A 24,148-nucleotide genomic window follows, 5' to 3' on the forward strand; every position below is an offset into this window, starting at 1 on the left:
GCCCCTGCCGTCAGCGCAGCGCCGACAGGTCCGCCCCGTGATTGATGTGATAGAAATTGCCGTCGATCACGAAGGCCGGAACCGACCTGACGCCGGCCGCCTGCGCCTCGGCGATGCGTGTCTTGTCCTGCCCGAGATGGACCACATCGACATCGTAGAATTTGCTGTCCAGTGCGGTGGCAAAACGGCGTTCCGCATCGACGCAGACGGCACAACCAGCATGGTGGAAGACGGCTTTCTCGGCCATTTCAAATCCTCCTTGGGTTTTCCGCGGCGGGCTTGCCGCGGCACAGGCAACATGCGATAGCCCTTCGCCGGCTGGTCCAAAAGGTCCGGTTTCGCCAAACGAGGTAGGCCGGTTTGATCAGGGGCAATGCCATCGCGATCGAGCTGAAGGGAGACGGCAGGCAGGCCGTGTTCCTCGAGCTCGCCGCCGCGATCGTGACCGAAATCGAGCGGGGCCGGCTGAAGCCGGGCGATCCGCTCCCCGGGACGCGTGGGCTGGCGAGAAGCCTTGGTCTCAATCGCAATACGGTGGACGCCGCCTATCACGAGCTTCTCATGCAAGGTTGGCTGGTCGCCGAACCGTCGCGTGGCACCTTCGTCGCGCATGACCTGCCCGAGCTGAGCGCGGCTGCGGGGCGCGGGCGCCGCGCGGTCCCAGTGGAAACAAGGGCCACGACGCCGAGGCCGACGATCAACTTCTGCGACGGGTCGCCCGATCCGAGGCTGCTTCCATCGGCGGATCTCGCCCGGGCGTTTCGTCGGGCGCTCGCCGCACCGGCTTTCCTCGCAGCCGGGTCCTATGGCGATGTCAGGGGCAGCCCTGCGCTCCGGCAGGCCCTGGCCGGCTATCTTGGGGATGAGCGCGGGCTCGTCATCTCGGCCGACGAGGTGCTGGTCACGCGCGGCAGCCAGATGGCGCTCTTTCTCGCGGCCAGTGCCGCCCTGGAGCCCGGGCAGACGATCGCCGTCGAAGTCCCGGGCTATCCGCTGGCCTGGGCGGCATTCCGCGCCGCCGGGGCACGGATCGTCGGAATTCCGGTCGACGGCGGCGGCCTCGATATCGGGCGGCTGTCGGAGCTTGCGCTGAGTGAGCCGGGGCTGAAGGCCGTCTACGCCACGCCGCATCACCAGTATCCGACCACGGTGACGCTCGGCGCCGGCCGTCGGCTGAAGCTGATGGAGATCGCCCGTCGCCATGGCCTCACCGTCATCGAGGACGACTATGACCACGAATACCGCTTCGACGGTCGTCCCGTCCTGCCGCTCGCCGCACGTGCGGACCAGGAGCTTCGCGTGGTCTATGTCGGCTCGCTTTCCAAATTGCTCGCACCAGGCATAAGGGTCGGCTACGCGGTGGCGAGCGGTGCCCTCCTGCAGCGCATGGCGGATCGGCGCGAGGCGATCGACCGGCAGGGCGACCAGCCGCTGGAACAGGCGCTCGCCGCGCTGATCGAGGATGGAACGATGCGCCGGCATGCGCGCAAGGCGCGGCGCATCTATGCCGAGCGGCGGGCCTGTCTGGCCGGGCTGCTGACGGAGGCGCTCGGCGACAAGGTGTCCTTCACAGTTCCCGCCGGCGGTCTGGCGCTCTGGCTGCGGCTGGAGCAAGGCCTGAGCGCCGAGAGCTGGGCGGGCAAGGCTGCAGCGCTCGGCCTCTCCGTCATGCCGGGCATCCGCTTCGCTCTCGATCCGGCCAATCCGCCGGAAGCCTTCCGCGTCGGTTTCGGCAGCCTGAACGCAACTGAGCTGAAGCACGCCGTCGAGCTGCTCGCAAGCGCCTGTCCCTGAGCCGCGTCTCCCGAAGGAGTGCAGCGGTTCCGGGAAATGACATGGGCGCGCGGGGCCTGTCAGCTCCTGACAGACTGCTGTCAGGAGCGGTGTGCGATAGTGCTGCCGTAACGTCAGGGAGACTTGTCATGAACGCTTTGAATCCGATCGGGATCGCCCGCGACTATTTCCACCGGATAAGGCGGATGCGCGAGGAGATTCGCACCGAGCAGCTCATCAGCTCGCTGCCCAGGGAAATCCGCAAAGACATCGGCTGGCCAGACGCCTATGCCGCCCGTCGCGCACGGCGCGCCTGAGCGGAACGGGATGCCGGCCATGGCGTCGAAGACAATCGGCTTCGTCTTCATCGATCGCTTCGCCGATTGGGAATACGGTCTGCTGGCCGCGTCCGCGGTCGAGTGGTTCGGCGCCAGCACCCTTTCGCTTTCGCCTTCCGGAGAGCAGGTGGTGTCGGCGAGCGGTTTCCGCCTCGTCCCGGACCTGTGTCTCGATGCCGGCGAGAATCGCGATCTCGACGCAATCGCGGTGGTGGGCTCCGAACTGTGGCCGACCGCCGAGGCGCCCGACATATCGGCGCTTATCAAGGCCGTCGTCGCGCGCGGCGGAGTCGTCGGCGGTATCTGTGCCGGCACCCTGCCGCTGGCGCGCGCCGGCCTGTTCGCCGCGGCCCGCCACACCAGCAACGGTCGTTCCTGGCTACTGGAGAAGCTACCGGGCTATGCGGGCGCCGCGCTATACCAGGACGTGCCGCATGCCGTCGCCGACAGGAACGTGGTGTCTGCGCCCGGTTCCGCACCTGGAACCTTTGCGCATCGATATCTTGAGACGCTGTTTCCGGAAGAAGAAGCGCAGCTCGCGCACATGCCGACCATCTTTGCCAGGGAGTACGTCTCCCGCCAATCCTCCTGACAGAATGCTGTCAGGAGGATCATGCGACAGATGCAGTCCGAAGAGGAGACCATGCGATGACGTCATACGTGCCCGCCCGCGCATCGGCCTGGTTCGAGATACCGGTGCGCGACCTCGATCGGGCGCGCGCGTTCTACGGCGCCGTGCTGCAGACCGAGATCCCCGTCATCGAGGGTGATCCCAATCCGATCGCCATCTTTCCGAGCGAGGACGAGAAACTGGCCGGTCATCTCTATCCGGGCAAGCCGGCCGGGGACGGGACGGGGCCCACGGTCCACCTTTTCGTCGCCGCGCCGCTCGAGAGCGCCATGGAACGCGTGAAGGAGAATGGCGGCCAGGTGGTTTCGCCGATCCTTGCTGTGCCTTCAGGCAGTTTCGTCTATTGTATCGACCCCGACGGCAACAGCTTCGGGTTGTTCGTCTGAGCGGCGGAGCCGGATTCCGGCCGAAGTCGAAGGCTTTTGACCATGAAGAGCTGGACCGAAAAGTTCAACGCGCCGGCCCGTGTAGAGATCAAGCCGGCGCCGATGAGCATCGCCGGCATGAAGGCGGGCGAGATCATGCTCGTGCCCACGCCGAAACTGGTCGACGAGTTCATGCGCTCCATTCCGCGGGGTAGCCATGTCGACGTCAAGGCCATGCGCAAGATGCTGGCCGAGCGTCACGATACCGAGGTGACCTGCCCGATCTACACCGGCTACCATCTGCGGACCGTCGCGGAGGCCGCGCATGAGGCTCTTGAGCGCGGCGCGCCTCTCGAAGATATCACGCCATTCTGGCGCGTGCTCGACGCCGCCACACCGACAACCGGGCGTCTCTCCTTCGGTGCCGAGTTCGTGCATCAGAGACGCCGTGAAGAGGGCCTGCCCGCATGAGACGCGCCGACCGGCTGTTCCAGATCGTCCAGCATCTGCGTGGCGGGCGCCTCGTCACTGCGCAGAAGCTCGGTGTGTGGTTGGAGGTTTCCGAACGCACGATCTATCGCGACATCGCCGATCTCCAATCCACCGGAGTGCCGATCGATGGCGAAGCGGGCGTAGGCTACATGATGAGGGAGGGTTTCGACCTTCCGCCGCTTATGTTCACAAGGGATGAGATCGTCGCCCTGGTCGCCGGCGCCCGCATGGTGCGCGCTTTCGGAGGGGCTGCAATGGCGCGCGCCGCCGAGGAGGCGCTGGTCAAGATCGGCGCGGTCCTGCCGGACGCCGAGAAGGACCGTATCGCCCGCACCGAGATCCACACGCCGATGTGGGTGGTGACCGACGCCGATCGCGAGGCCATCGACCTGATCGAACGGGCCGTCGAGAAACGCGACGTGCTGGAACTCGACTACAGCGACGAGGCAGGGCGCGGCACGGCCCGCGAGGTGCGGCCGCTCGGCCTGTGGTTCTGGGGTAAGGTCTGGACGCTGATCGCCTGGTGCGAAATGCGTAATGATTTCCGGGCCTTCCGCATCGACCGCATCGGTTCGGTCAAATGCGCCGGACGCACCTTCCGCCCGGAGCGCGGCAAGATGCTCGCGGACTATTATCGCAGCCTAGAGCGGGGCGAGGGGCCTGATCAGGCGCAGCGCCGCACCTAGCGTTGCGCCCTTCCTATCCTGCGAGGCCGGGCGACCCTTCGCCGGTCGGGAGAGAAGCGCACAGTCGACACGACCTCCGGCCGTTGGTGTGAGGGGCGGCACGACGGTCAAAGGTTGGAACCTATCGCATCACTTCTTGCTGCCCCGCCTGCTTTTCCATTGACGACAGGGCCGGCCTCGCCGATTTTCTGACGGATCATTTCAACTTCGAAAAGTGCGTCCGGCCAGTCCGTTGAAGTTCGTTTGACGGCGACGAGTATCATCATTCGTCGATGGCTCGCGCGCCGCCGAAAAACAGGCTTGTCCTGTAAATTCCCAGTTTTTTACAGGACGACGCGGGTCTGTCAGTCCGGGTATCGCATTATCGCGTCTTTAAGACGAGGCATGAATGCGCCGTGGTGAACCACGGGGAAAGCGATCCGAACACGATGCGGTGGCGTTGGAAAGGCTCAATCTGGCGGCGCATTCAAAATGCCCTTGGCTTTCTCCGTTTCGCTTCGGCCGTTCATGTGTTAGGCCGCGCGCGAAGGCTGGAGCGTGGCGTGTTCATCGGAGAGCACAATGGGCGCTCCAGCGGTTTGAAGCCACGCATCGCGCCTTCCGAACCCTGGTTCTCGGGCCGATACGGTATATAGGGGAACTCCGCCATGGCGGTCGCATCGAAGAACATTCCCGCGCCCGATCTCGTTCCGGTCCGCCGTGCGCTTCTGTCGGTCTCCGACAAGACCGGCCTCGTCGAATTTGCTGCCGCTCTTTCTCATGCCGGCGTCGAGTTGGTCTCCACCGGCGGCACGGCGAAGGCGATCGCCGCGGCCGGCATTGCGGTGAGCGACGTGTCGGAACTGACGGGTTTTCCGGAGATCATGGACGGCAGGGTCAAGACGCTGCATCCTTCCGTCCATGGCGCTTTGCTCGGGGTACGGGGCGACCCCGACCATGTCGCGGCCATGAACGAGCACGGCATCGCGCCGATCGACCTCGTGATCGTCAATCTCTATCCCTTCGAGGAGGTGCGCCATTCGGGCGCCGACTATGCCTCGGTCGTCGAAAACATCGATATCGGCGGGCCGGCCATGCTGCGCGCCGCCGCCAAGAACCATGCCTATGTCGCGGTCGTCACCGATCCCGAGGACTATGCGTCCGTCGTCAACGCGCTGGAGATGAACTTCGGCAGCCTGTCGCTCGACTTCCGCAAGAGGCTGGCGGCCAAGGCCTTTGCCCGCACCGCCGCTTATGACGCGGCGATATCGGGCTGGTTCGCCGAGGCGCTCGACGTCGAGCACCCGACCTGGCGGGCCTTCGCGGGCAAGCTGGACAATGTCATGCGTTATGGTGAGAACCCGCACCAGCAGGCGGGTTTCTATGTCACGGGCGAGAAGCGGCCGGGCGTTGCCACGGCCAGGCAATTGCAGGGCAAGCAACTCTCCTACAACAACATCAACGACACCGACGCCGCCTACGAACTCGTGGGTGAGTTCGATCCCTCGGCGGCCGCCGCGGTCGCGATCATCAAGCATGCCAATCCCTGCGGCGTCGCCGAAGGCGAATCGCTGGTGGAGGCCTACCGGAAGGCGCTGCGCTGCGACCCGGTCTCGGCCTTCGGGGGCATCGTCGCCGTCAACCGCCTGCTCGACGCCGAGGCTGCCGAAGAGATCGTGAAGGTCTTCACCGAAGTCATCATCGCGCCGGAGGCGAGCGAGGAAGCGCAGGCGATCATCGCCGCGAAGAAGAACCTGCGCCTCCTCCTCACCGGCGGCCTGCCCGATCCGCGCGCTCCCGGCATGACGGTGAAGTCGGTGGCCGGCGGGCTCCTCGTGCAGTCGCGCGACAATGCCGTGGTCGATGGTATCGACCTCAAGGTGGTTACGCGCCGGGCACCGACTGCGGCCGAGATGGCCGACCTGAAGTTCGCCTTCCGCGTGGCCAAGCATGTCAAGTCGAACGCCATCGTCTACGCCAAAGGCGGCGCGACCGTCGGCATCGGCGCCGGTCAGATGAGCCGCGTCGATTCCTCGCGCATCGCAGCGCGCAAGGCGGACGACGCCACCAAGGCGGCGGGTCTCGGCGAGTCCCTCGCAAAGGAATCCGTCGTCGCTTCCGACGCCTTCTTCCCCTTCGCCGACGGGCTGTTGTCGGCGATCGAGGCCGGCGCGACGGCAGTCATCCAGCCCGGCGGCTCGATGCGCGACGACGAGGTGATCGCGGCAGCGGACGAACACGGCATCGCCATGGTCTTCACCGGAGTCCGCCACTTCCGGCATTGAAGGCATGGCTCTTCGGAGCGCGCAGCCGTTTGATGATGAAGAGCTCAATCCAGAACCCGCGCCGGGTCGCGTGAATCCCGTTCCTGACGGAGCTCTTTGAGCAGCGGGCCGCCCGACATTCGCAACGCGCTTTGAAGCACCGCGGAATGGTCGCTGCGGGATGGTGAGCTGCGGTTCCACTCGCAGCATTGCCTGATCCGTCATATAGGAACAAAATCCTTGAATGGCGGCGAACACGCGGCGGCTGGAGACGAGAAGAATGGTCGCTGCGGCGGCCGCCCTCGTCGCGTTGCACGTCCCGGCCGAGGCTGCGCGGCGCAGGCCGTTCCCGGGACCGGTCGAGGCCACCGTCATCGAGGTCATCGACGGTGACACCTTCCTGGCGGAAGCGCATGTCTGGCCGGGCCATTCCGTGACGGTGAATATCCGCATCCGCGGCATCGACGCGCCGGAGATGAAGGCCCGCTGCAGCAAGGAACGTGAGGCGGCACTGCTGGCCCGCGACGAACTCGACGCTCTGATCACTGGCGCATCGATCCGGCTCAGCAATATCGGCGGCGCCAAATATTACGGGCGCGTTCTGGCGGACGTCGCGACGCAGGATGGTCTCTCCGTCGGCCCGGCCCTGCTCGCCCGGGCGCTGGTGCGCCCCTATAGCGGCGGCAAGCGCGGCGGCTGGTGCCGCTGACCGCGATTGCTGCTGCGGGTCGCGTGCCCGATATGTCGCCGGTTCGATCCCGGGAAAGAGAAAGGCCGCCGCTTCATTCCCGAAGCCGGCGGCCTTTCCGTGTTTTCGTCCGTGGCGCGGCCGTCAGCCGTGATCTGCCTCGATCACTGACCGCGCGTCATGCTCTGTTTCAGGAAGGCTGCTTCCCGAAAGGGCAATCCGCTGAGGCCACGTTCTGGAAAACGAAATCACTCGACATCGGATCACCTCCTTTCGATCTGTTGGACACACCAGCAACTTGGGATGTCCGAGCGTCTTGCGCAAGACCAAAAGACACGGCTGCAACGGTGACCCTTCCATTGTTCGGGTGGAACGTCGGATCGATTTCGTTCACGCGGCCGCAAGCAAAGCCGGCATGCCCGGCTTCGCCAGATGCAGGACCTCATGGACAAGGCCGTTTCCCGGCCGATCGACGGCCTGGGCCGACAGCAGGAAACGTGACAGCCGCCATGACGAGAAATCGATCGCGGTGATGGCGGCGAATGTGCCGGCGCGACGCGCAAGGGCCATGTTACGCTCGCCTTCGGCGTGCCTGACGGCGGCAATATCCGCTCCGGCATCGATCGGCAGGTCCTCGCGGTGCAGCGCCGAAGCCTCGCAAGCGCGGCCGAGATGCAGGGCGAACGGAAGCCAGGTCTCGATCGCGGGGCGCCCGAACGTCCCGGTCACCGCCTTGAAACGATCGTCGGCGATGAAGTCGACCGCGGCCTCGTCCTCGAGCCAGAGATAAAGCGAGGCATAACTGTTGCCGACCGCGCCACGATTGCCGCGCTCCTGTGCGAGGAACACCTTGAAGCCCAGGCCTTTCGTATCGTCCCACGTCTTGCCGAGCAGACCGGCACGTTCGCGGATGCGGCCCATCTCGTAATCGGCAGGCAGCCGGTGGGTGTATTGCATCATGAACATCGGAACCTCCATCGCTGGACGAAGCATTGCCGAGTGCCATGAATTATGAAAGCATATGACTGGATATATCAGAAATAAGAAATTGGAATGATTGGCCCGGCGCTCGACATCGATACCGTCCGTGCATTCGTCCTGGTCGCCGATCTCCGCAGCTTCACGCGCGCGGCCGAAGCCATGGAGACGTCGCAGGCCGCGGTCAGCCTGAAGCTCAAGCGGCTGGAGGAGCGGCTCGACTGCCGGCTGCTTGAACGTACGCCGCGCCAGGTCCGCCTCTCCGGCCATGGCGGCGTGTTCCTCGGCCGCGCGGCAACTGCTTGACACGCATGACCGCGCCCTGACGGGCCTTGCCGGCAGGCCGCCGGCAAGGCTGAAGCTCGGGATCAGCGACCATGTCGCCGGGCCGGAACTGCCTTCTCTGCTCGGCCGGATGAACGCCCATGATCCGACGTTGGTCCTGGAGATCAGGGTGGCTGCGTCGAACGAGCTCATCGGCCTTCACGACCGCGGCGATCTCGACGCCGTCATCGTCAGGCGCGGCGACGGACGGGCGGACGGCGAGAAGCTGCTCGCCGAGCCGTTCGGCTGGTATGCCTCGCCGGCGTTCCGGCACATGCCGGGCGAGCCCCTGCGGCTTGCGTCGCTGGCGGCGCCCTGCGGCATAAGGGCGATGGCACTGAACGCCCTCGACGGCGCCGGCCTCGCCTGGACGGAGGTCTTCGTCGGCGGCGGTGTGCTGGCACTGGGGGCGGCCGTCACGGCCGGCCTCGCCGTGGCCGCTTTGGCGCGGCGGGTCGCGCCGCCAGGATCGGTTGAGGTGGGAGCCGAATTCGGCCTGCCGCTTTTGCCTGAAGTCGACATCATGCTGCATGCCCGACTGGCCGACCGACGATCGCGCGACATGGTGAAGACGCTGTCGGCCGCCTTCCGGAGCCTTGCGGCATGAAAGCAACAACCGGCCGGCGCCGATAGGCAGCCGGCCGGCGGATGTCGTCAGGCGGCGGCCGCCTTCTTGTTCTGACGGTTGGCGACGAGGTCGTCGACCACGGCCGGATCGGCGAGGGTCGAGGTGTCGCCCAGCGAGCCGAAATCGTCCTCGGCGATCTTTCTCAGGATGCGGCGCATGATCTTGCCCGAGCGTGTCTTCGGCAGGCCGGGCGCGAACTGGATCTTGTCGGGCGCGGCGATCGCGCCGATCTCCTTGCGGACATGGGCGATCAGCTCCTTGCGCAATTCTTCCGACCATTTGACGCCGGACATCAGCGTGACATAGCAATAGATGCCCTGGCCCTTGACGTCGTGCGGATAGCCCACCACGGCGGCCTCCGACACCTTGTCATGGCTGACGAGGGCGGATTCCACTTCGGCCGTGCCCATGCGATGGCCCGACACGTTGATGACGTCGTCGACGCGGCCGGTGATCCAGTAGTAGCCGTCCTCGTCGCGTCGGCAGCCGTCGCCGGTGAAGTATTTGCCCCTGTAGGTCGAGAAATAGGTCTGCACGAAGCGCTGATGGTCGCCATAGACCGTGCGCATCTGGCCCGGCCAGGAGTCGACAATGCAGAGATTGCCGTCGGCGGCACCGTCCAGCACCTTGCCGTCATTGTCGACCAGCTGCGGCTTCACGCCGAAGAACGGCCGCGTGGCCGAGCCCGCCTTCAGATCGGTGGCGCCGGGCAGCGGGGTGATCAGGATGCCGCCGGTCTCGGTCTGCCACCAGGTGTCGACGATGGGGCATTTCTTCTCGCCGACGACGTTGAAATACCATTCCCAGGCTTCCGGGTTGATCGGCTCGCCCACCGTGCCCAGCACGCGAAGGCTCTTGCGCGAGGTCTTCTTCACATGCTGGTCGCCGACGCCCATCAGCGCGCGGATTGCGGTCGGGGCCGTGTAGAAGATGTTGACCTTGTGCTTGTCGATCACCTCCCAGAAGCGGGCGGGCGACGGATAGTTCGGCACGCCTTCGAACATCAGGGTGGTGGCGCCGTTTGCGAGCGGCCCGTAGAGGATGTAGCTGTGGCCGGTCACCCATCCGACATCGGCCGTGCACCAGTAGATGTCTCCATCGCGGTAGTCGAAGACATATTGGTGCGTCATCGAGGCATAGACCAGATAGCCGCCCGTCGTGTGCAGCACGCCCTTGGGCTTGCCGGTCGAGCCCGAGGTGTAGAGGATGAACAGCGGGTCCTCCGCCTTCATCTTCTCGGGTTTGCAGTCCGCTTTCACGCTGGCCACCTCGTCGTGGTACCAGAGATCGCGGCCCGGAGCCCACGCGACCTTGCCGCCGGTGCGGCGCACCACGAGCACGTTCTTGACCAACCAGCCCATCTTCGCCGCGATGTCGATGGCCTTGTCGGTGTTCTCCTTGAGCGGGATCGGCCGGCCGCCGCGCAGGCCCTCGTCGGCGGTGATCACGAAGGTCGACTGGCAGTCCTCTATGCGCCCGGCGAGCGAATCCGGCGAGAAACCGCCAAAGACGACGGAATGCACGGCGCCGATGCGGGAGCAGGCAAGCATCGCGTAGGCCGTCTCGGGGATCATCGGCATGTAGATGGTGACGCGGTCGCCTTTCTTGACCCCGTGCTTCTTCAGCACATTGGCCAGGCGGCACACATGCTCATGGAGCTCCTTGTAGGTGATCTTCTTGTCGTCATAAGGGTTGTCGCCTTCCCATATGATGGCGGTCTGGTCGCCGCGTTTCTTGAGATGGCGGTCGATGCAGTTCTGGGAGACGTTGAGCTGGCCGTCCTCGAACCATTTGATCGAGACCTTGCCGTCGAAGGAGGTGTTCTTGACCTTGGTGTAGGGCTTGATCCAGTCGATGCGCTTGCCGTGCTTGCCCCAGAACTTGTCCGGGTTCTTGATGCTGTCGGCATACCATTTCAGATAGGTCTCATTGTCGATCAGCGCGTCTTTCTTCCAAGCCGGCTGGACACGGTGGACACGAACCTCTGACATCTGTTTTCTCCCCGGAATCGCCCGGGCCGTTGCAGCCCGGCTGCGCCGTTCGGCGGCGCGTCGGGGCGCATTATTATCAATTCGCGCCCGGTCACAATATTAGACGTTCGATTCGGCGTGGCGGGATGACGCAGGGTCTGCCCGCGGTTCATCAAGGGTGGTGTCAGCACTCAGCGGGCGCTGCTGCTGGCAAGATGTTGTTTTCAAAGGCGAAACCTATTGCCAAACAAGGCGTTTCAATAGACGATTAACAATCGCGGCGCACACTTCCATCGGGAGGAAGGACCGAGCGCCGGAGGAACGCGATGCCTGACAAGCGCGAGATCGAGCTGATGCTCGAAGGGTATGGGCTGACGACGGCCAGGATTCTCTACCATTTTCCTGACCACCCCCATCTGCTGCAGACCTTTGTGTGGCAGGACTACGATCTGGCGCCGAAGTTCCCTGCGCTGATCGGCTTCATCGAATTCTGGAAGGCCAAGCTGGAGGGCCCGCTCCATTCAGTGACCTACACGCACCGCCGGCTGATCGCTCCCAATGAGTGGCGCAAGGTCGACGGCGAGTTCGTCCTGCACTGAGGCGGCCACGGCGCGCCTTCGCGCGCCGTGAACTTGATCGATCCTTCGCCACATCCCGGATGTTCCGGCGGCGGCCCGATCACGGCATCGAGCCGGAAGCGGGTGAGGCCGCGTTGCTCCGAAATCGCGAGCGTCTTGAGTTCTACACGGCCGGCGGGTTGAGCCGCGCAAAGCCCTCCTGCCGGCGGTAGGGGAAGTAGGGATAAGGCGCCGTCACCGTGCTTGCCGCATCGAGTCGGGCAATCTGATCAGGGGTAAGCGACCAGCCGACGGCGCCGAGGTTCTGCCGGAGTTGCGTCTCGTCGCGCGCGCCGATGATCACCGAGGAGACGGTCGGCCTCTGGAGAAGCCAGTTGATCGCGATCTGCGGGACGGCCCTGCCGGTTTCCGCCGCAATCGCATCCAGCACATCGACCACGTCGAACAGCAAGGCCTCGTCGACGGGCGGACCGAAATCGGCGGTCTGGTGAAGGCGGCTCCCCTTGGGCAGTTCCTGACCCCGGCGCAGCCTGCCTGTCAGGCGACCCCAGCCGAGGGGACTCCATACGAGTGCGCCGACACCCTGGTCGAGGCCCAGCGGCATCAGTTCCCATTCGTAGTCGCGGCCGACCAGGGAATAATAGACCTGGTTCGCGACGTAACGCGGATAGCCGTGGCGCTCCGCTGCTGCGAGCGACTTCATCAACTGCCAGCCTGAGAAGTTGGAGACGCCTGTGTAACGCAGCTTGCCTGATGAGACGAGGTCGCCGAGGGTCGACAGAACCTCCTCGACCGCAGTTCCGGCGTCGAAGGCATGCAGTTGCAAAAGGTCGATGTAGTCGGTGCCGAGCCGCCGCAGCGCGTCCTCGACAGCGCGGATCAGGCGGGAGCGGGAGGAGCCGGCGTCGTTGGGGCCATCGCCCATCGGCAGTGAGGTCTTGGTCGAGATCAGCACTGCGTCGCGCCGGCCCTTGATGGCCTGGCCGAGCACTTCCTCGGAAGCGCCGTTCGAATAGACGTCCGCCGTGTCGAAGAGGTTGACGCCGGCTTCGAGGCAGATGTCGATCAGACGGCGGGCTTCGCTGGCGTCGGTGTTGCCCCAGGCGCCGAACAGCGGGCCGGTTCCGCCGAAGGTTCCCGCGCCGAAGCTGAGAACGGGGACTTTCAGACCGGATGCGCCAAGACGTCGATATTCCATGATTGAGTTCCTTCTTCGGTTGGGAGGCGGATTCAGGGGCATGAGACCGCGGGCGCCGCGACGACGGAGCCGCGCTCGAGGCGAAGCGTGAGCGAGGCCAAAGCGAGGCTGAGGAGCGGGGCGACCGCGGCAATCAACGGGACCGCGCCGAGGCCCGGGCCGTGGTCGATGACGAGGCCGCCGAGCAGGGCACCGGCCGCATTGCCGAGATTGAAGGCGGCGATGTTCAGGCTGGAGGCGAGCGCCTGGCCGGCGCCCGCGGCCTTCTCCAGCACCCAGATCTGGAGCGGCGGAACCGTTGCGAAGCCGGCTGCGCCAAGCAGGCCGACGAAGACCACGGCTGCGACGCGGTCATGCATGGCGACGGTCATGCCGGCCAGCACGACTGCGAGCATGCCCAGGCTCCCGAGCAGTGTCGGCACGAGCCGGCGATCGGCCAGCCTGCCGCCGACGAGATTGCCGGCGACGAGGCCAGCGCCGAAGACCAGCAGGATCGGCGAGACGGCAGCCGCGGGGAAGCCGGCGATCTCGGTCAGCATCGGCGCGATATAGGTGAAGGCGGCAAACACGCCGACCCAGCTCAGCACGGTGGTCGAGAGGCCGAGAAGCACCTGCGGGCGTGACAGCACCGCCAGGTCCGAACGCCAGTTGCCCCCTTCCTCGGCTCTCGCGGTGCCGCGCGGCACGAAGAGGGCGATCACGGCCACGGCTACCAGGCCGACGGCGGTGACGGCCCAGAAGGTCGACCGCCAGCCATGGGCCTGGCCGAGCCAGGTGCCGAGCGGAACGCCGAGTATGTTGGCGACGGTCAGGCCGGTGAACATGACGGCGATCGCCGAGGCGCGCTTGTCGGCCGGAACGAGGCTCGTCGCCACGACGGAGCCGACGCCGAAGAACGTGCCGTGGGCAAAGGCGGTCAGCACCCGCGCTGCCATCAGCGGCCAATAGCCGGGGGCCAGCGCACAGGCCAGGTTACCCAGGGTGAAGACCAGCATCAGCACGATCAGCGTGGTCTTGCGCGGCCAGCGCGCGGTGGCCACCGTCATCAGCGGCGCGCCGACCACGACGCCCAGCGCATAGCCTGATATCAGCATGCCGGCGGCGGGGATCGAGACGCCGAGATCGGCGCCGACCTCGATCAGCAATCCCATGATGACGAATTCGGTGACGCCGATGCCGAAGGCGCCGGCGGTGAGGGCATAGAGGGCGAGAGGCATGGACGGTCCCCGTGATTGGCTGTGCGCTCCGCTCGTCGCGGTCCGGGCCTCAAGATCGGCATGCGGGGTGGCCGGCAACACCCTTGCGGCGCTCACATGATTTATGAGATCAATTCACGAATGGCGCGCCTCGACATCAACCGCTCCGGCGAGATCGAAGTCTTCGTCCGCGTGGTGGACCGGGGCACCTTGTCCGCAGCGGCCGAGACGCTCGACATGACGCCCTCGGCGGTCAGCAAGCTGATCGGCCGTCTTGAAGACAGGCTCGGCGCGCGCCTGCTCAACCGCACGACCCGCAAGTTGCGGCTGACCCCGGAGGGCGCCGCCTTCTACGAAAGCGGCGTGCGCATCCTGGGCGAGATCGAGGCGGCCGAACGCGAAGCGGCGGCCGGCGCGGTGCCGCGCGGCCGGCTGCGGGTGAACTGCAACGTGCCTTTCGGTCAGCATTATCTGATGCCGCTGATCCCGGCCTTCCTTGCGGCGCATCCCGAGATCGCGGTCGACATCTCGCTCACCGACAGGGTGGTCGATCTCCTGGAGGAACGGGCCGACGTCGCGATCCGGGCCGGCCCGTTGCGCGATTCGCGCCTGGTCGCGCGGAAACTATGGCAGAGCCGGATGGTGCTGGTCGCCGCGCCCGCTTATCTGGAGAAGCGCGGGGCTCCGCATTCGCCGGTAGATCTGGCGGGTCACAACTGCCTCGATTTCTGCTTTTCGCGGCTGATCGAAGGCTGGCCGTTCCGAGAGGCCGATGGGAGGGCCCTGGTTTTCCATCCGCAAGGCAACGCGCTTGTCAGCGACGGCGAGGCGATGCGGCTCGCCGCACTGTCAGGCCTGGGTCTCGCCCGGCTGTCGCGTTTCCATATCGCGCGCGACATCGCCGCGGGGTCGCTGGTTCCGGTGCTGGAGGAATTCAACCCCGGCGACGAGGAAGCGCTCCATGCCATCTATGTCGGCCAGGGAGGGCATCTGCCGGCCCGCGTGCGCGCCTTCCTCGATTTCCTCGCCGCGCATGTCGATGCACCGGGATAGGGGATGGAGTGCCCGGCTGCGCCAGGCGCTCAGCGGGCACCGAAGATCGCCGTGCCGACACGCACGCTGGTGGCGCCGAAGGCGATGGCCGTCTGATAGTCGCCGGACATTCCCATCGACAGCCGCTCCACGCCGGCCTCGCGCGCGAGATTTTCGAGCAGCGCAAAATGCGGTCCGGGGTTGTCCTCGAAGGGCGGTAGGCACATCAGTCCGTCTACGGCAAGGCCATGGACCTCGCGGCAGCGCCTGACGAAAGCGACCGCCTCGCGCGGGTCGACGCCGGCCTTCTGCGGCTCGGAGCCGGTATTGACCTGCACATAGAGCCGCGGCGCCTTGCTCTGCCGGCGAATTTCCCTGGCGAGTTCGGCAGCGATCTTCTCCCGGTCGACAGTCTCCACGACGTCGAAGAGCGCAACCGCCTCCTTCGCCTTGTTGGATTGCAGCGGTCCGATAAGGTGGAGTTCGACATCGGCGAATTCGGCCTTGAGCGCCGGCCATTTGCCCTGAGCCTCCTGCACCCGGTTCTCGCCGAAGACGCGCTGGCCCGCCTCGAGCACCGGGCGGATGGCGTCGGCGTCGAAAGTCTTGGAGACGGCGACCAGCGTCACCGAGCCGGCCGCGCGGCTGGCCTCGCGTTCGGCGGCTGCGATATTGTCCCTGACCTGCCCCAGCCGCGTCACTGCGTCGTTCATGCCCTGATCCTGCCGTCTTGCCATGCGTGATTTTGGCGCCGGAGACGCCCTTTCGGTTGACGGGTCCGGTAATCCATGGTGAAGACCCCAACCGAGCTCTCGACCGCGCGGCGCGCGCCTAGCGGTTTTTCCGCATGTCTTTTAAGTGAAAATCCGGGCATGGCAACCGAACGATACAATCCCCGCGCTTCCGAACCCCGATGGCAGAAAGCCTGGGCCGAGGCGAAGCTGTTCGAAACCCGGAACGACGATCCGCGCCCGAAATACTACGTGCTCGAGATGTTCCCCTATCCGTCGGGGCGCATCCATATGGGCCATGTCCGCAACTACACCATGGGCGACGTGGTAGCGCGCTTTCGCCGCGCCAATGGCTACAACGTGCTCCATCCGATGGGCTGGGATGCCTTCGGCCTGCCGGCGGAGAACGCGGCGCGCGACAACAAGGTCAATCCGCGCGACTGGACCCATGCCAACATCGACACGATGAAGGGCCAGCTCAAGACAATGGGCCTGTCGCTCGACTGGGCACGCGAATTCGCCACCTGCGACCCCGGCTACTATCGCCACCAGCAGAAGATGTTCCTGGATTTCTGGAAGGCCGGACTGGTCGAACGCAAGTCGGCCAAGGTCAACTGGGACCCGGTCGACATGACCGTTCTGGCCAACGAGCAGGTGATCGACGGCCGCGGCTGGCGTTCCGGCGCCCTGGTCGAACAGCGCGACCTGACGCAGTGGTTCTTCAAGATCACCGCGATGTCGCAGGACCTGCTCGACAGCCTGGACACGCTGGATCGCTGGCCCGAAAAGGTCCGCATCATGCAGCAGAACTGGATCGGCCGGTCGGAAGGCCTGCTGATCCGCTGGCCGCTGGCCGAAGGGACCGCACCCGCCGGCGAGACCGAGCTGGAAGTCTACACGACGCGCCCCGACACGATCTTCGGGGCGTCCTTCATGGCGATCGCGGCCGACCATCCTCTGGCCAGGAAAGCGGCCGAGGACAACCCCGGGCTCGCCGCCTTCATCGACGAGGTCCGCCATATGGGCACCTCGGTCGCGGCGCTCGAAACGGCCGAGAAGAAGGGCTTCGACACCGGCATCAGGGTCGTGCACCCGTTCGACCCCGATTGGACGCTGCCCGTCTACGTCGCGAATTTCGTGCTGATGGACTATGGCACGGGCGCCATCTTCGGCTGCCCGTCAGGCGACCAGCGCGACCTCGACTTCGCCAACAGATACGGCCTGCCGGTGGTGCCGGTGGTGATGCCGGAAGGAGCCGACGCGAGGACCTTCCAGATTACCGAGGAGGCCTATGTCGACGACGGCGTGATGATCAATTCGCGCTTCCTCGACGGCATGAAGCCCGGCGATGCCTTCGACGATGTCGCCACGCGGCTCTCCGGCGTCGCGATCGGCGGGCGGCCGATGGGCGAACGCAAGGTGCAGTTCCGGCTGCGCGACTGGCTGATCTCGCGCCAGCGCTACTGGGGCTGCCCGATCCCGGTGATACATTGCGAGGCCTGCGGGGCGGTTCCGGTGCCGCAGGGTGCGCTGCCCGTGGTGCTGCCGACCGACGTCAGCTTCGACCGGCCGGGCAATCCGCTCGATCATCATCCGACCTGGAAGCATGTCGATTGCCCGCAATGCGGCAAGCCGGCGCGGCGCGATACCGACACGATGGACACATTCGTCGATTCGTCCTGGTATTTCGCTCGCTTCACCGATCCGTGGAACGAGACGGCGCCGACGACGTCGGCCTATGTCGACGGTCCGAACGGCTGGCTGCCGGTCAACCAGTATATCGGCGGGATCGAGCACGCGATCCTGCACCTGCTCTATTCGCGCTTCTTCACCCGAGCCATGAAGGCCACCGGCCACCTCAATCAGGTGACGGAACCGTTCGAGGGCCTGTTCACGCAGGGCATGGTCGTGCATGAGACCTATCGCCTGGGTACCGGGGCCAATGCGAACTGGGTGACGCCCGCCGAGGTCAGGATCGCTGAGACCGACGGCAGGCGGCAGGCTTCGCTGATCTCCGACGGATCGCCGGTCGAGATCGGGCCGATCGAGAAGATGTCGAAGTCGAAGAAGAATGTCGTCGATCCCGACGACATCATCGCCAGCTACGGCGCCGACACGGCACGCTGGTTCATGCTGTCCGATTCGCCGCCCGACCGCGACGTCATCTGGACGGAAGCCGGCGTGGAGGGCGCTCACCGCTTCGTCCAGCGCGTCTGGCGCCTGGTCTCCGAAGCGGCGCCGCGGCTGAAGGACGTCACGGCGCGAACTGCGACCGACGGCGAGGCCGCTGCCATCTCCAAGGCTGCGCACAAGGCGCTGAAGGCCGTTGGCGACGACATCGGCAAGCTCTCCTTCAACAAGGCGGTCGCGCGCGTCTACGAGCTGGTCAACACGTTGCAGGCGCCGCTCACGGCCCTCGGCGAGGACAAGGGCGACCAGGCGACGCTGCCGGCGCTCCGCGAGGCCGTCGAGATCCTGCTCGCTCTTTTCGCGCCGATGATGCCGCATCTGGCCGAGGAATGCTGGGCCGCCCTCGGCGGCGAAGACCTCGCGGCGAACCGGCGCTGGCCCGATTTCGATCCGGCGCTTACCGTCGACAACGAGATCACGCTGCCGGTCCAGGTGAACGGCAAGAAGCGCGGGGATTTGACAATTGCCCGCGACGCGGATCAAGCTGCGGTCGAAAAAGCGGCATTGGCTCTCGACGTCGTGCAGAAGGCGCTCGAGGGCAAGCCGCCGCGCAAGGTCATCGTCGTCCCGCAGAGGATCGTGAATGTCGTCGCCTGAGCGAGGGGGAAATCCGGTGAACGTCAGATTCGCCAGACTTGGCGTCGGGCTCGGCCTTTTGCTGTCCGTGGCGGCCGTCTCGGCCTGTACCGTGCGGCCGCTCTACTCCAACGCTCCGGCCACGACCAGCGGCACGGCCTCGATGGCGGCCGAACTGTCGTCGATCTCGATCAAGCCGGTATCGACCAGATATGCTCAGGAAGTGCGCAACAATCTGATCTTCCTGTTCAACGGAGGCGCCGGGCAACCGTCCTCGCCGGCCTACACGCTCGATCTGAACGTTGCGCGCAGGGTCGAGGTCGCGGCCACGACCCAGGTCACCACCGTCGACGACGAGCCGACCGCCTCGACGGTGACGTTGATCGGCAGCTATTCGCTGAAGAAGGCGGGCACGGGCGAGGTGGTCGCTACCGGCCGACGGCAGATCATGTCGTCCTATGACGTGCCGCGCCAGGAGTTCGCCGCCTTGCGCGCACTACGTGACGCGGAGAACCGGTCGTCGCGCGAGCTGGCGGAGTTGCTGCGCATGTCGATCGCGCAGGACATCGCCAGCAAGTGATGCGTCCAGGCGGGTCGCTCATGTTTGTCCGGCTGTGACGCGATGATCGTTCGCCGGATGAAGCGGCAGGGAGCTTGACCTCATGGATCCGAGGACCAGACCCGCCGCGATGGGGATGCCGGCCCGAATCGCCGCGGCCGGCAGCCGCCACATCGTCGACCAGCTGATCGACGAACGTTCCGTCGAGCTATCGCGGCATGCCTGGTGGCCGTTGGTGAAGCCGTTTCTGATGCGGTTCTTCCACTACAACCAGGCTGTGCGCATGTGCGACGACGTCGCCGGCATGTCGGGCTGGGACGCCTTCAGCTATCTGAGCACGCTTCTGGCGCTGAAGATCGACATGCGCGGCGGCGAGAACCTGCCCGCGAAAGGCGGCTTCATCCTGGCTCCCAGCCATCCGACCGGCATCGCAGACGGCATTGCGGTGTTCGACGCGCTGAAGCACATCCGGCCCGACATGGCGATTTTCGCCAATCGCGACGCGCTGCGAGCGGCGCCGGGCTTCCGCGACATGATCATCCCCGTCGAATGGCGGCAGGGCGAAAAGAGCCACGCCAAGAGCCGCGACACGCTGGAGATGACCGCCAAGGCTTTTGCGGCGCAAAAGGCCGTGGTGCTCTTCCCCGCGGGACGCATCGCCTACTGGAACGAGGACCGGCTGACCGAGAGGCCATGGCAGGGCTCGATCGTCGCCCTCGCTCGCCGCTACAACTTTCCGATCGTGCCGGCCAGCATCTCGTCGCGCAATTCGGGCCTGTTCTATCTGCTGTCGAAATATTCGACGGATCTCCGGGATATCACCATCTTCCACGAGTTCCTCAACAAGAAGGGGCGGCCCTTCTCGATCGTCGTCGGCAGGCCGATCCCGGCGGAGGCCCTCGCCGGTGATGTGGCCGAGGTCGCCGCGCGCTTGCAGGAGCACACGGTTCACGCCCTGGCGCGGGACCCGCAGGCAGAGTTCGCGGCTTTCCCGGTGCCGGCCAAGTAGCCTCGGCGACCCACTTCCGCATCGCCCCGAAAATCGTCCTCGATTTTCGGAAAGCGCGATGCGTGGATTCAAAGAGTTGGAGCGTCCTTTGCGCGTCCGAATGGACGCGCGGCGCTCTGGCCCGAACTTTACCCGGCCGGGGTCTCAGGCGATCTCGACGGCGAGGCCGGGCAGATCGAAGTCCTCGATTTCGGTCGACCATTTCTCGCCCGGCGCCACGGGAAAGGCCCGCGTCACGGTGCCCGTGGTCACCAGTTCGCCCTTGCGCAATGGCGGGCCGAGGGGATCCCCGGCAAGGACACCGGCCAGATGACCGAGCGCCTGGATGGGGCCGTCGAGCACGTTGGAGCCGATGCCGCGATCGACGGCAGTCCCGTTCCGGGAAAGGGTGACCGCGAGGCCGGCCAGGGCGGCCGTCAGGCCGGGTCTTTCGCCTTCCCGCACCGACCGTCGGGGCCCGACGAAGAGCGCGCCGTGCAAACCGCCGTCGGCGATGCAGTCGGCCACGCCGAATCGCCAGCCGGGGAAGATCGACTGAACGATCTCGAAACCATGGGCGACCCAGTCGATCGCGCCGGCAATGTCGTCGAGGGTCATATCCGATGTCACGTCCCGGCCGAGGCCGAGCACGATCTCGGGCTCGATGCGCGGCTCGGGAAGATGCGACACCCGGATCCGAGTGCCGGTGGCGATGTCGTGCTGCGTGCGATCGTAGACGTCGCCCCAGATAGGCTCGTAGACGCCGTATTCCGCCCAGATGTTGCGATTGGTGAAGCCGATCTTGCGGCCGATCGCTCTTTCGCCGCGCGCGACGCGCAGGTCGCGCAGAGCGCTCGCGACGCCATAGGCGGCCGCGCTGTCGAAGCCGCCGATGCGGGCCGTCAGCGGCTCGACCTGGCGCCCGGCGTCGAGGGTCGCCAGTATCTCGGCGGCGATATCGCCAGTGCCGCCGGCTGCCACGGATCAGCCGATCTTCTGGCCGGTCTTGGCCCAGTCGGCCAGGAACATTTCGAGGCCCCTGTCGGTCAGCGGGTGCTTGACCAGGGCCTTCAGCGTCGCCGGCGGGACGGTCGCCACATCGGCGCCGATCAGCGCGGCCTGCTTGACATGATTCACCGTGCGGATCGAGGCGGCCAGGATCTCGGTCCGGAAGTCGTAATTGTCGTAGATCGTGCGGATCTCGGAAATCAGCTCCATGCCGTCGATCCCGATGTCGTCGATGCGGCCGATGAAGGGCGAGATGAAGGTGGCGCCGGCCTTGGCAGCCAGCAACGCCTGGTTGGCCGAAAAGCAGAGCGTGACGTTGACCTTGTGGCCGTCCGAGGTCAGCGCCTTGCAGGCCTTGAGGCCGTCGAGCGTCAGCGGCAGCTTGATGCAGATATTGTCGGCGATCCTGGCGAGCACCGCGGCCTCGCGCATCATGTCGGCATATTCGGTGCCGGTCACCTCGGCCGAGACCGGCCCTGAGACGATGTCGCAGATCTCCTTGGTCACTTCCTTGATGTCGCGTCCCGATTTCAGGATGAGCGACGGGTTCGTGGTCACGCCGTCGAGCAGGCCGAGATCGTTGAGCTCGCGGATCTCCTTCACGTCGGCGGTGTCGACAAAGAATTTCATGACGGTCTCCTTGGATGACGGATCGACGGCAACGGGCCATCTCCCTTTGGGACTTTGCTCTAGAACAAGTTCGGGGCAAGGTCACGCCCGATGAAGGAAGATTCGCCGAAAAGCCGGGCAGCGCCGGTGCTCGTGCCGATGCCGGCCGAGCGGCCCTACACCTATGCCGTGCCCGACGGCATGACGGTGGTGCCGGGTTCGGTCGTCCGGGTGCCGCTCGGCCCGCGGGAGGTCGCCGGCATCGTCTGGGACGGGCCGGGCGAGGCGGTCGACCCCAGGAAGCTGAGGCCGATCGCCCAGGTCTTCGACTGTCCGCCGATCGACGAGGCGTCGCGTCGCTTCGTCGACTGGATCGCGGCCTACACGCTGGCCGCGCCCGGTATGGTGGCGCGCATGTTCCTGCGCGCGCCGGAGGCATTCGATCCGGAACCGTGGACGGAAGGGCTGCGGCCGACGGGCTCCCGGCCGGAGCGGCTGACGGCAGCGCGCGAGCGCGTGATGGAGATCGCCGGCGAAGGCGTGGCCTGGACCCGATCGGGCCTTGCCCATGCCGCCGGCGTGTCGCTCGGCGTCGTCGACGGGCTGCGCGAGCAGGGGGTCTTCGAGACCACCTGGATCCCGCCCCGGCCGGTGGTGGCACCCCCCGATCCGTCATTTTCCCGGCCCGATCTGACGGCCGACCAGCAGGCGGCCGGCGACGCGCTGCGCGAAGCCGTCGACAAGGGCGGCTTCGGCGTCACCCTGCTCGACGGCGTCACCGGTTCGGGCAAGACGGAGGTCTATTTCGAGGCGGTCGCCGCGGCCATCGCGAAGGGCCGGCAGGTGCTGATCCTGCTGCCGGAGATCGCGCTCACCCAGGCCTTCCTCGAACGCTTCCACGACCGGTTCGGCGCGCGGCCGGCCGAGTGGCACTCGGATCTGCCCCCGCGCATGCGCGAAAAGGTCTGGCGCCAGGTGGCCGAAGGCTCGGTCAGGGTGGTGGCCGGCGCCCGCTCCGCGCTGTTCCTGCCGTTCCATGACCTCGGACTGATCGTCGTGGACGAGGAGCACGACCCCGCCTACAAGCAGGAGGACCGCGTCTTCTACAGCGCCCGCGACATGGCGGTGGTGCGCGGCCGGCTCGGCGGCTTTCCCGTCGTGCTCGCCTCCGCGACCCCATCGCTCGAGAGCCGTGTCAACGCCCAGCAGGGCAGATATGCCCGGGTCGTGCTGCCGGGTCGCTATGCCGAAGCAGCCTTGCCCGACATCAAGGCGATCGACATGCGCCGGGCGCCGCCGGCGCGCGGCGGCTTCCTGTCGCCCGTTCTGATCGACCAGGTCCGGGCGACGCTGACGCGCGGCGAGCAGTCGCTGCTCTTCCTCAACCGGCGCGGCTATGCCCCGCTGACGCTCTGCCGCGTCTGCGGCCACCGCTTCGGCTGCCCGGTCTGCTCGTCCTGGCTGGTCGAGCACCGCTTCCGCGGACAGCTCGTCTGCCACCACTGCGGGCACAACGAAAAACGTCCGGATGCCTGTCCCGAATGCGGGACTTTCGATCATCTGGTTGCCTGCGGCCCCGGCGTGGAGCGGATCGCCGAAGAGATCGACGGCCATTTTCCGGAGGCCCGCACCATCGTGCTTTCCTCCGACATGCTGGGCGGGGTGAAGCGGCTGCGGCTCGAGCTGGAGGCGATCGCGAACGGCGAAGCCGATATCGTCATCGGCACCCAACTCGTCGCCAAGGGCCATAATTTCCCCGGGATGACGCTGGTCGGCGTCGTCGATGCCGATCTCGGCCTCGCCAATGGCGATCCGAGGGCGGCGGAGCGCACCTTCCAGCTCCTGTCGCAGGTCACTGGCCGCGCCGGCCGCACCGGCAGGAAGAGCGTCGGCCTGCTGCAGACCTACCAGCCCGACCATCCGGTGATGCGGGCGATCGTCTCGGGCGATGCGGAAGCCTTCTACGAGCGCGAGACGATCGAGCGGGAGCGCGCGCATCTGCCACCCTTCGGTCGGCTGGCAGGCATCATCGTCAGCGCCGCCACCAGGCCCGAGGCCGAGACCCATGCGCGCCACCTACGCCGGGCAGCGCCTCATGTCGCCGGCATCGACATCCTCGGCCCGGCCGAGGCGCCGCTAGCGCTGGTCGGCGGGCGCCACCGCTTCCGGCTCCTGGTCCATGGCGAGCGGCGCTCGGATATGCAGGGCTTTGTCCGCAAGCTTCTGGTCGACGGCCCGAGGCCGCGCGGCTCGGTCAGGGTGCAGGTCGATATCGACCCGCAGAGCTTTCTCTGAAGCGATTGGCAAATTTTGAGAAACAGGGGTCTCACGGCTACATTCTCTTGTGCGACGGAGCAGGCGAAGATG

23 protein-coding genes and 1 pseudogene are annotated in these 24,148 nt (G+C 66.2%); 15 read left to right on the plus strand and 9 right to left on the minus strand.

All coding sequences use genetic code 11. The features are described 5' to 3' along the window. Nucleotides 1-10 precede the first annotated feature (10 nt). Nucleotides 11-247, minus strand: a complete 237-nt coding sequence (locus tag JN280_RS06735) for a thioredoxin family protein (protein WP_202310944.1) — start codon at nt 245-247, stop codon at nt 11-13. Nucleotides 248-360: 113 nt separating this feature from the next. Between JN280_RS06735 and pdxR the strand changes: the two genes are divergently transcribed. The 6 genes from pdxR (at nt 361) to JN280_RS06765 (ending at nt 4,285) form a co-directional block, all read left to right on the plus strand. Further along, entirely contained in the window at nt 361-1,794 is a 1,434-nt protein-coding gene (pdxR, locus tag JN280_RS06740; protein ID WP_202310945.1) for a MocR-like pyridoxine biosynthesis transcription factor PdxR, read from the plus strand. Between the two features lie 128 nt (nt 1,795-1,922). Continuing rightward, complete coding sequence (locus JN280_RS06745; RefSeq protein WP_202310946.1) at nt 1,923-2,090, plus strand: hypothetical protein; 168 nt, start codon at nt 1,923-1,925, stop codon at nt 2,088-2,090. Then, entirely contained in the window at nt 2,062-2,703 is a 642-nt protein-coding gene (locus tag JN280_RS06750; RefSeq protein ID WP_244743058.1) for a DJ-1/PfpI family protein, read from the plus strand. The genes JN280_RS06745 and JN280_RS06750 overlap by 29 nt, the downstream gene beginning before the upstream one ends. Before the next feature lie 56 nt (nt 2,704-2,759). Continuing rightward, on the plus strand, nt 2,760-3,128 hold the full coding sequence (locus JN280_RS06755; protein ID WP_202310947.1) for a VOC family protein: 369 nt from the start codon (nt 2,760-2,762) through the stop codon (nt 3,126-3,128). A 42-nt stretch (nt 3,129-3,170) separates the two neighbouring features. Beyond that, nucleotides 3,171-3,578 (plus strand): hypothetical protein, encoded by a 408-nt coding sequence (locus JN280_RS06760; RefSeq protein WP_202310948.1) that lies wholly within the window; start codon nt 3,171-3,173, stop codon nt 3,576-3,578. Then, nucleotides 3,575-4,285: a helix-turn-helix transcriptional regulator gene (locus tag JN280_RS06765; RefSeq protein WP_202310949.1), complete on the plus strand. Its 711-nt coding sequence runs from the start codon at nt 3,575-3,577 to the stop codon at nt 4,283-4,285. The genes JN280_RS06760 and JN280_RS06765 overlap by 4 nt, the downstream gene beginning before the upstream one ends. A 107-nt stretch (nt 4,286-4,392) precedes the next feature. On the opposite strand, the gene JN280_RS06770 is transcribed toward JN280_RS06765, so the two are convergent. After that, on the minus strand, nt 4,393-4,551 hold the full coding sequence (locus JN280_RS06770; protein ID WP_202310950.1) for a hypothetical protein: 159 nt from the start codon (nt 4,549-4,551) through the stop codon (nt 4,393-4,395). Between the two features lie 381 nt (nt 4,552-4,932). Here JN280_RS06770 and purH point away from each other — a divergent pair, with 381 nt between their 5' ends. Both purH and JN280_RS06780 read left to right on the plus strand, forming a co-directional pair. Further along, nucleotides 4,933-6,549: a bifunctional phosphoribosylaminoimidazolecarboxamide formyltransferase/IMP cyclohydrolase gene (purH, locus tag JN280_RS06775; RefSeq protein ID WP_202310951.1), complete on the plus strand. Its 1,617-nt coding sequence runs from the start codon at nt 4,933-4,935 to the stop codon at nt 6,547-6,549. Nucleotides 6,550-6,772: 223 nt separating this feature from the next. Beyond that, the gene (locus JN280_RS06780) at nt 6,773-7,237 is read left to right on the plus strand and encodes a thermonuclease family protein (RefSeq protein ID WP_202310952.1); all 465 of its coding nucleotides are present in this window, start codon (nt 6,773-6,775) and stop codon (nt 7,235-7,237) included. A gap of 369 nt (nt 7,238-7,606) precedes the next feature. Here JN280_RS06780 and JN280_RS06785 read toward each other — a convergent pair whose 3' ends face one another. Continuing rightward, complete coding sequence (locus JN280_RS06785) at nt 7,607-8,182, minus strand: DUF4865 family protein (RefSeq protein ID WP_202310953.1); 576 nt, start codon at nt 8,180-8,182, stop codon at nt 7,607-7,609. An 87-nt stretch (nt 8,183-8,269) separates the two neighbouring features. Between JN280_RS06785 and JN280_RS06790 the strand changes: the two are divergent. Next, nucleotides 8,270-9,125 (plus strand): annotated as a pseudogene (locus JN280_RS06790) (LysR family transcriptional regulator). Nucleotides 9,126-9,172: 47 nt separating this feature from the next. On the opposite strand, the gene acs reads toward JN280_RS06790, so the two are convergent. Further along, nucleotides 9,173-11,137 (minus strand): acetate--CoA ligase, encoded by a 1,965-nt coding sequence (gene acs, locus JN280_RS06795; RefSeq protein ID WP_202310954.1) that lies wholly within the window; start codon nt 11,135-11,137, stop codon nt 9,173-9,175. 305 nt (nt 11,138-11,442) lie between these two features. Here acs and JN280_RS06800 point away from each other — a divergent pair, with 305 nt between their 5' ends. Continuing rightward, complete coding sequence (locus tag JN280_RS06800) at nt 11,443-11,715, plus strand: usg protein (protein ID WP_202310955.1); 273 nt, start codon at nt 11,443-11,445, stop codon at nt 11,713-11,715. Nucleotides 11,716-11,857: 142 nt separating this feature from the next. Here JN280_RS06800 and JN280_RS06805 read toward each other — a convergent pair whose 3' ends face one another. Both JN280_RS06805 and JN280_RS06810 read right to left on the minus strand, forming a co-directional pair. Next, entirely contained in the window at nt 11,858-12,892 is a 1,035-nt protein-coding gene (locus tag JN280_RS06805) for an aldo/keto reductase (RefSeq protein ID WP_202310956.1), read from the minus strand. A 32-nt stretch (nt 12,893-12,924) separates the two neighbouring features. Further along, nucleotides 12,925-14,109, minus strand: coding sequence for an MFS transporter (locus JN280_RS06810; protein WP_202310957.1), 1,185 nt, complete (start codon nt 14,107-14,109; stop codon nt 12,925-12,927). A gap of 120 nt (nt 14,110-14,229) precedes the next feature. On the opposite strand from JN280_RS06810, the gene JN280_RS06815 reads away from it, so the two are divergent. Then, nucleotides 14,230-15,141: a LysR family transcriptional regulator gene (locus JN280_RS06815; RefSeq protein WP_202310958.1), complete on the plus strand. Its 912-nt coding sequence runs from the start codon at nt 14,230-14,232 to the stop codon at nt 15,139-15,141. 29 nt (nt 15,142-15,170) lie between these two features. Here the strand turns inward: JN280_RS06815 and JN280_RS06820 are convergent, their stop codons facing one another. Continuing rightward, complete coding sequence (locus tag JN280_RS06820; RefSeq protein ID WP_202310959.1) at nt 15,171-15,833, minus strand: YggS family pyridoxal phosphate-dependent enzyme; 663 nt, start codon at nt 15,831-15,833, stop codon at nt 15,171-15,173. A 159-nt stretch (nt 15,834-15,992) separates the two neighbouring features. On the opposite strand from JN280_RS06820, the gene leuS reads away from it, so the two are divergent. From leuS to JN280_RS06835, 3 genes are all read left to right on the plus strand, one after another. Then, nucleotides 15,993-18,638 carry a leucine--tRNA ligase gene (gene leuS / locus JN280_RS06825; protein WP_202310960.1) on the plus strand — a complete coding sequence of 882 codons (2,646 nt, stop codon included), beginning with the start codon at nt 15,993-15,995 and terminating at the stop codon, nt 18,636-18,638. Further along, nucleotides 18,625-19,197: an LPS assembly lipoprotein LptE gene (locus tag JN280_RS06830; protein WP_202310961.1), complete on the plus strand. Its 573-nt coding sequence runs from the start codon at nt 18,625-18,627 to the stop codon at nt 19,195-19,197. Before leuS ends, JN280_RS06830 begins: the two co-directional genes overlap by 14 nt. An 82-nt stretch (nt 19,198-19,279) precedes the next feature. Continuing rightward, nucleotides 19,280-20,185: a 1-acyl-sn-glycerol-3-phosphate acyltransferase gene (locus JN280_RS06835; protein WP_202310962.1), complete on the plus strand. Its 906-nt coding sequence runs from the start codon at nt 19,280-19,282 to the stop codon at nt 20,183-20,185. A gap of 144 nt (nt 20,186-20,329) precedes the next feature. Here the strand turns inward: JN280_RS06835 and JN280_RS06840 are convergent, their stop codons facing one another. Both JN280_RS06840 and fsa read right to left on the minus strand, forming a co-directional pair. Further along, entirely contained in the window at nt 20,330-21,145 is an 816-nt protein-coding gene (locus tag JN280_RS06840) for a 2-keto-4-pentenoate hydratase (protein ID WP_202310963.1), read from the minus strand. A gap of 3 nt (nt 21,146-21,148) precedes the next feature. After that, nucleotides 21,149-21,802 (minus strand): fructose-6-phosphate aldolase, encoded by a 654-nt coding sequence (gene fsa, locus JN280_RS06845; RefSeq protein WP_202310964.1) that lies wholly within the window; start codon nt 21,800-21,802, stop codon nt 21,149-21,151. A 90-nt stretch (nt 21,803-21,892) separates the two neighbouring features. On the opposite strand from fsa, the gene JN280_RS06850 reads away from it, so the two are divergent. Beyond that, nucleotides 21,893-24,076: a primosomal protein N' gene (locus JN280_RS06850; protein ID WP_202310965.1), complete on the plus strand. Its 2,184-nt coding sequence runs from the start codon at nt 21,893-21,895 to the stop codon at nt 24,074-24,076. Nucleotides 24,077-24,148 lie beyond the last annotated feature (72 nt).

It is taken from the genome of Mesorhizobium sp. L-8-10 (assembly GCF_016756635.1).
GTDB lineage: Bacteria > Pseudomonadota > Alphaproteobacteria > Rhizobiales > Rhizobiaceae.

Excerpts from the sequence above, each read along its gene's own strand:
- JN280_RS06735 (WP_202310944.1), bottom strand. The coding sequence starts at position 247 with ATGGCCGAGAAAGCCGTCTTCCACCATGCTGGTTGTGCCGTCTGCGTC.
- JN280_RS06745 (WP_202310946.1), top strand. The coding sequence starts at position 1,923 with ATGAACGCTTTGAATCCGATCGGGATCGCCCGCGACTATTTCCACCGG.
- JN280_RS06750 (WP_244743058.1), top strand. The coding sequence starts at position 2,062 with ATGCCGCCCGTCGCGCACGGCGCGCCTGAGCGGAACGGGATGCCGGCC.
- JN280_RS06755 (WP_202310947.1), top strand. The coding sequence starts at position 2,760 with ATGACGTCATACGTGCCCGCCCGCGCATCGGCCTGGTTCGAGATACCG.
- JN280_RS06760 (WP_202310948.1), top strand. The coding sequence starts at position 3,171 with ATGAAGAGCTGGACCGAAAAGTTCAACGCGCCGGCCCGTGTAGAGATC.
- JN280_RS06765 (WP_202310949.1), top strand. The coding sequence starts at position 3,575 with ATGAGACGCGCCGACCGGCTGTTCCAGATCGTCCAGCATCTGCGTGGC.
- JN280_RS06770 (WP_202310950.1), bottom strand. The coding sequence starts at position 4,551 with ATGATGATACTCGTCGCCGTCAAACGAACTTCAACGGACTGGCCGGAC.
- purH (WP_202310951.1), top strand. The coding sequence starts at position 4,933 with ATGGCGGTCGCATCGAAGAACATTCCCGCGCCCGATCTCGTTCCGGTC.
- JN280_RS06780 (WP_202310952.1), top strand. The coding sequence starts at position 6,773 with ATGGCGGCGAACACGCGGCGGCTGGAGACGAGAAGAATGGTCGCTGCG.
- JN280_RS06785 (WP_202310953.1), bottom strand. The coding sequence starts at position 8,182 with ATGTTCATGATGCAATACACCCACCGGCTGCCTGCCGATTACGAGATG.
- acs (WP_202310954.1), bottom strand. The coding sequence starts at position 11,137 with ATGTCAGAGGTTCGTGTCCACCGTGTCCAGCCGGCTTGGAAGAAAGAC.
- JN280_RS06800 (WP_202310955.1), top strand. The coding sequence starts at position 11,443 with ATGCCTGACAAGCGCGAGATCGAGCTGATGCTCGAAGGGTATGGGCTG.
- JN280_RS06805 (WP_202310956.1), bottom strand. The coding sequence starts at position 12,892 with ATGGAATATCGACGTCTTGGCGCATCCGGTCTGAAAGTCCCCGTTCTC.
- JN280_RS06810 (WP_202310957.1), bottom strand. The coding sequence starts at position 14,109 with ATGCCTCTCGCCCTCTATGCCCTCACCGCCGGCGCCTTCGGCATCGGC.
- JN280_RS06815 (WP_202310958.1), top strand. The coding sequence starts at position 14,230 with ATGGCGCGCCTCGACATCAACCGCTCCGGCGAGATCGAAGTCTTCGTC.
- JN280_RS06820 (WP_202310959.1), bottom strand. The coding sequence starts at position 15,833 with ATGAACGACGCAGTGACGCGGCTGGGGCAGGTCAGGGACAATATCGCA.
- leuS (WP_202310960.1), top strand. The coding sequence starts at position 15,993 with ATGGCAACCGAACGATACAATCCCCGCGCTTCCGAACCCCGATGGCAG.
- JN280_RS06830 (WP_202310961.1), top strand. The coding sequence starts at position 18,625 with ATGTCGTCGCCTGAGCGAGGGGGAAATCCGGTGAACGTCAGATTCGCC.
- JN280_RS06835 (WP_202310962.1), top strand. The coding sequence starts at position 19,280 with ATGGATCCGAGGACCAGACCCGCCGCGATGGGGATGCCGGCCCGAATC.
- fsa (WP_202310964.1), bottom strand. The coding sequence starts at position 21,802 with ATGAAATTCTTTGTCGACACCGCCGACGTGAAGGAGATCCGCGAGCTC.
- JN280_RS06850 (WP_202310965.1), top strand. The coding sequence starts at position 21,893 with ATGAAGGAAGATTCGCCGAAAAGCCGGGCAGCGCCGGTGCTCGTGCCG.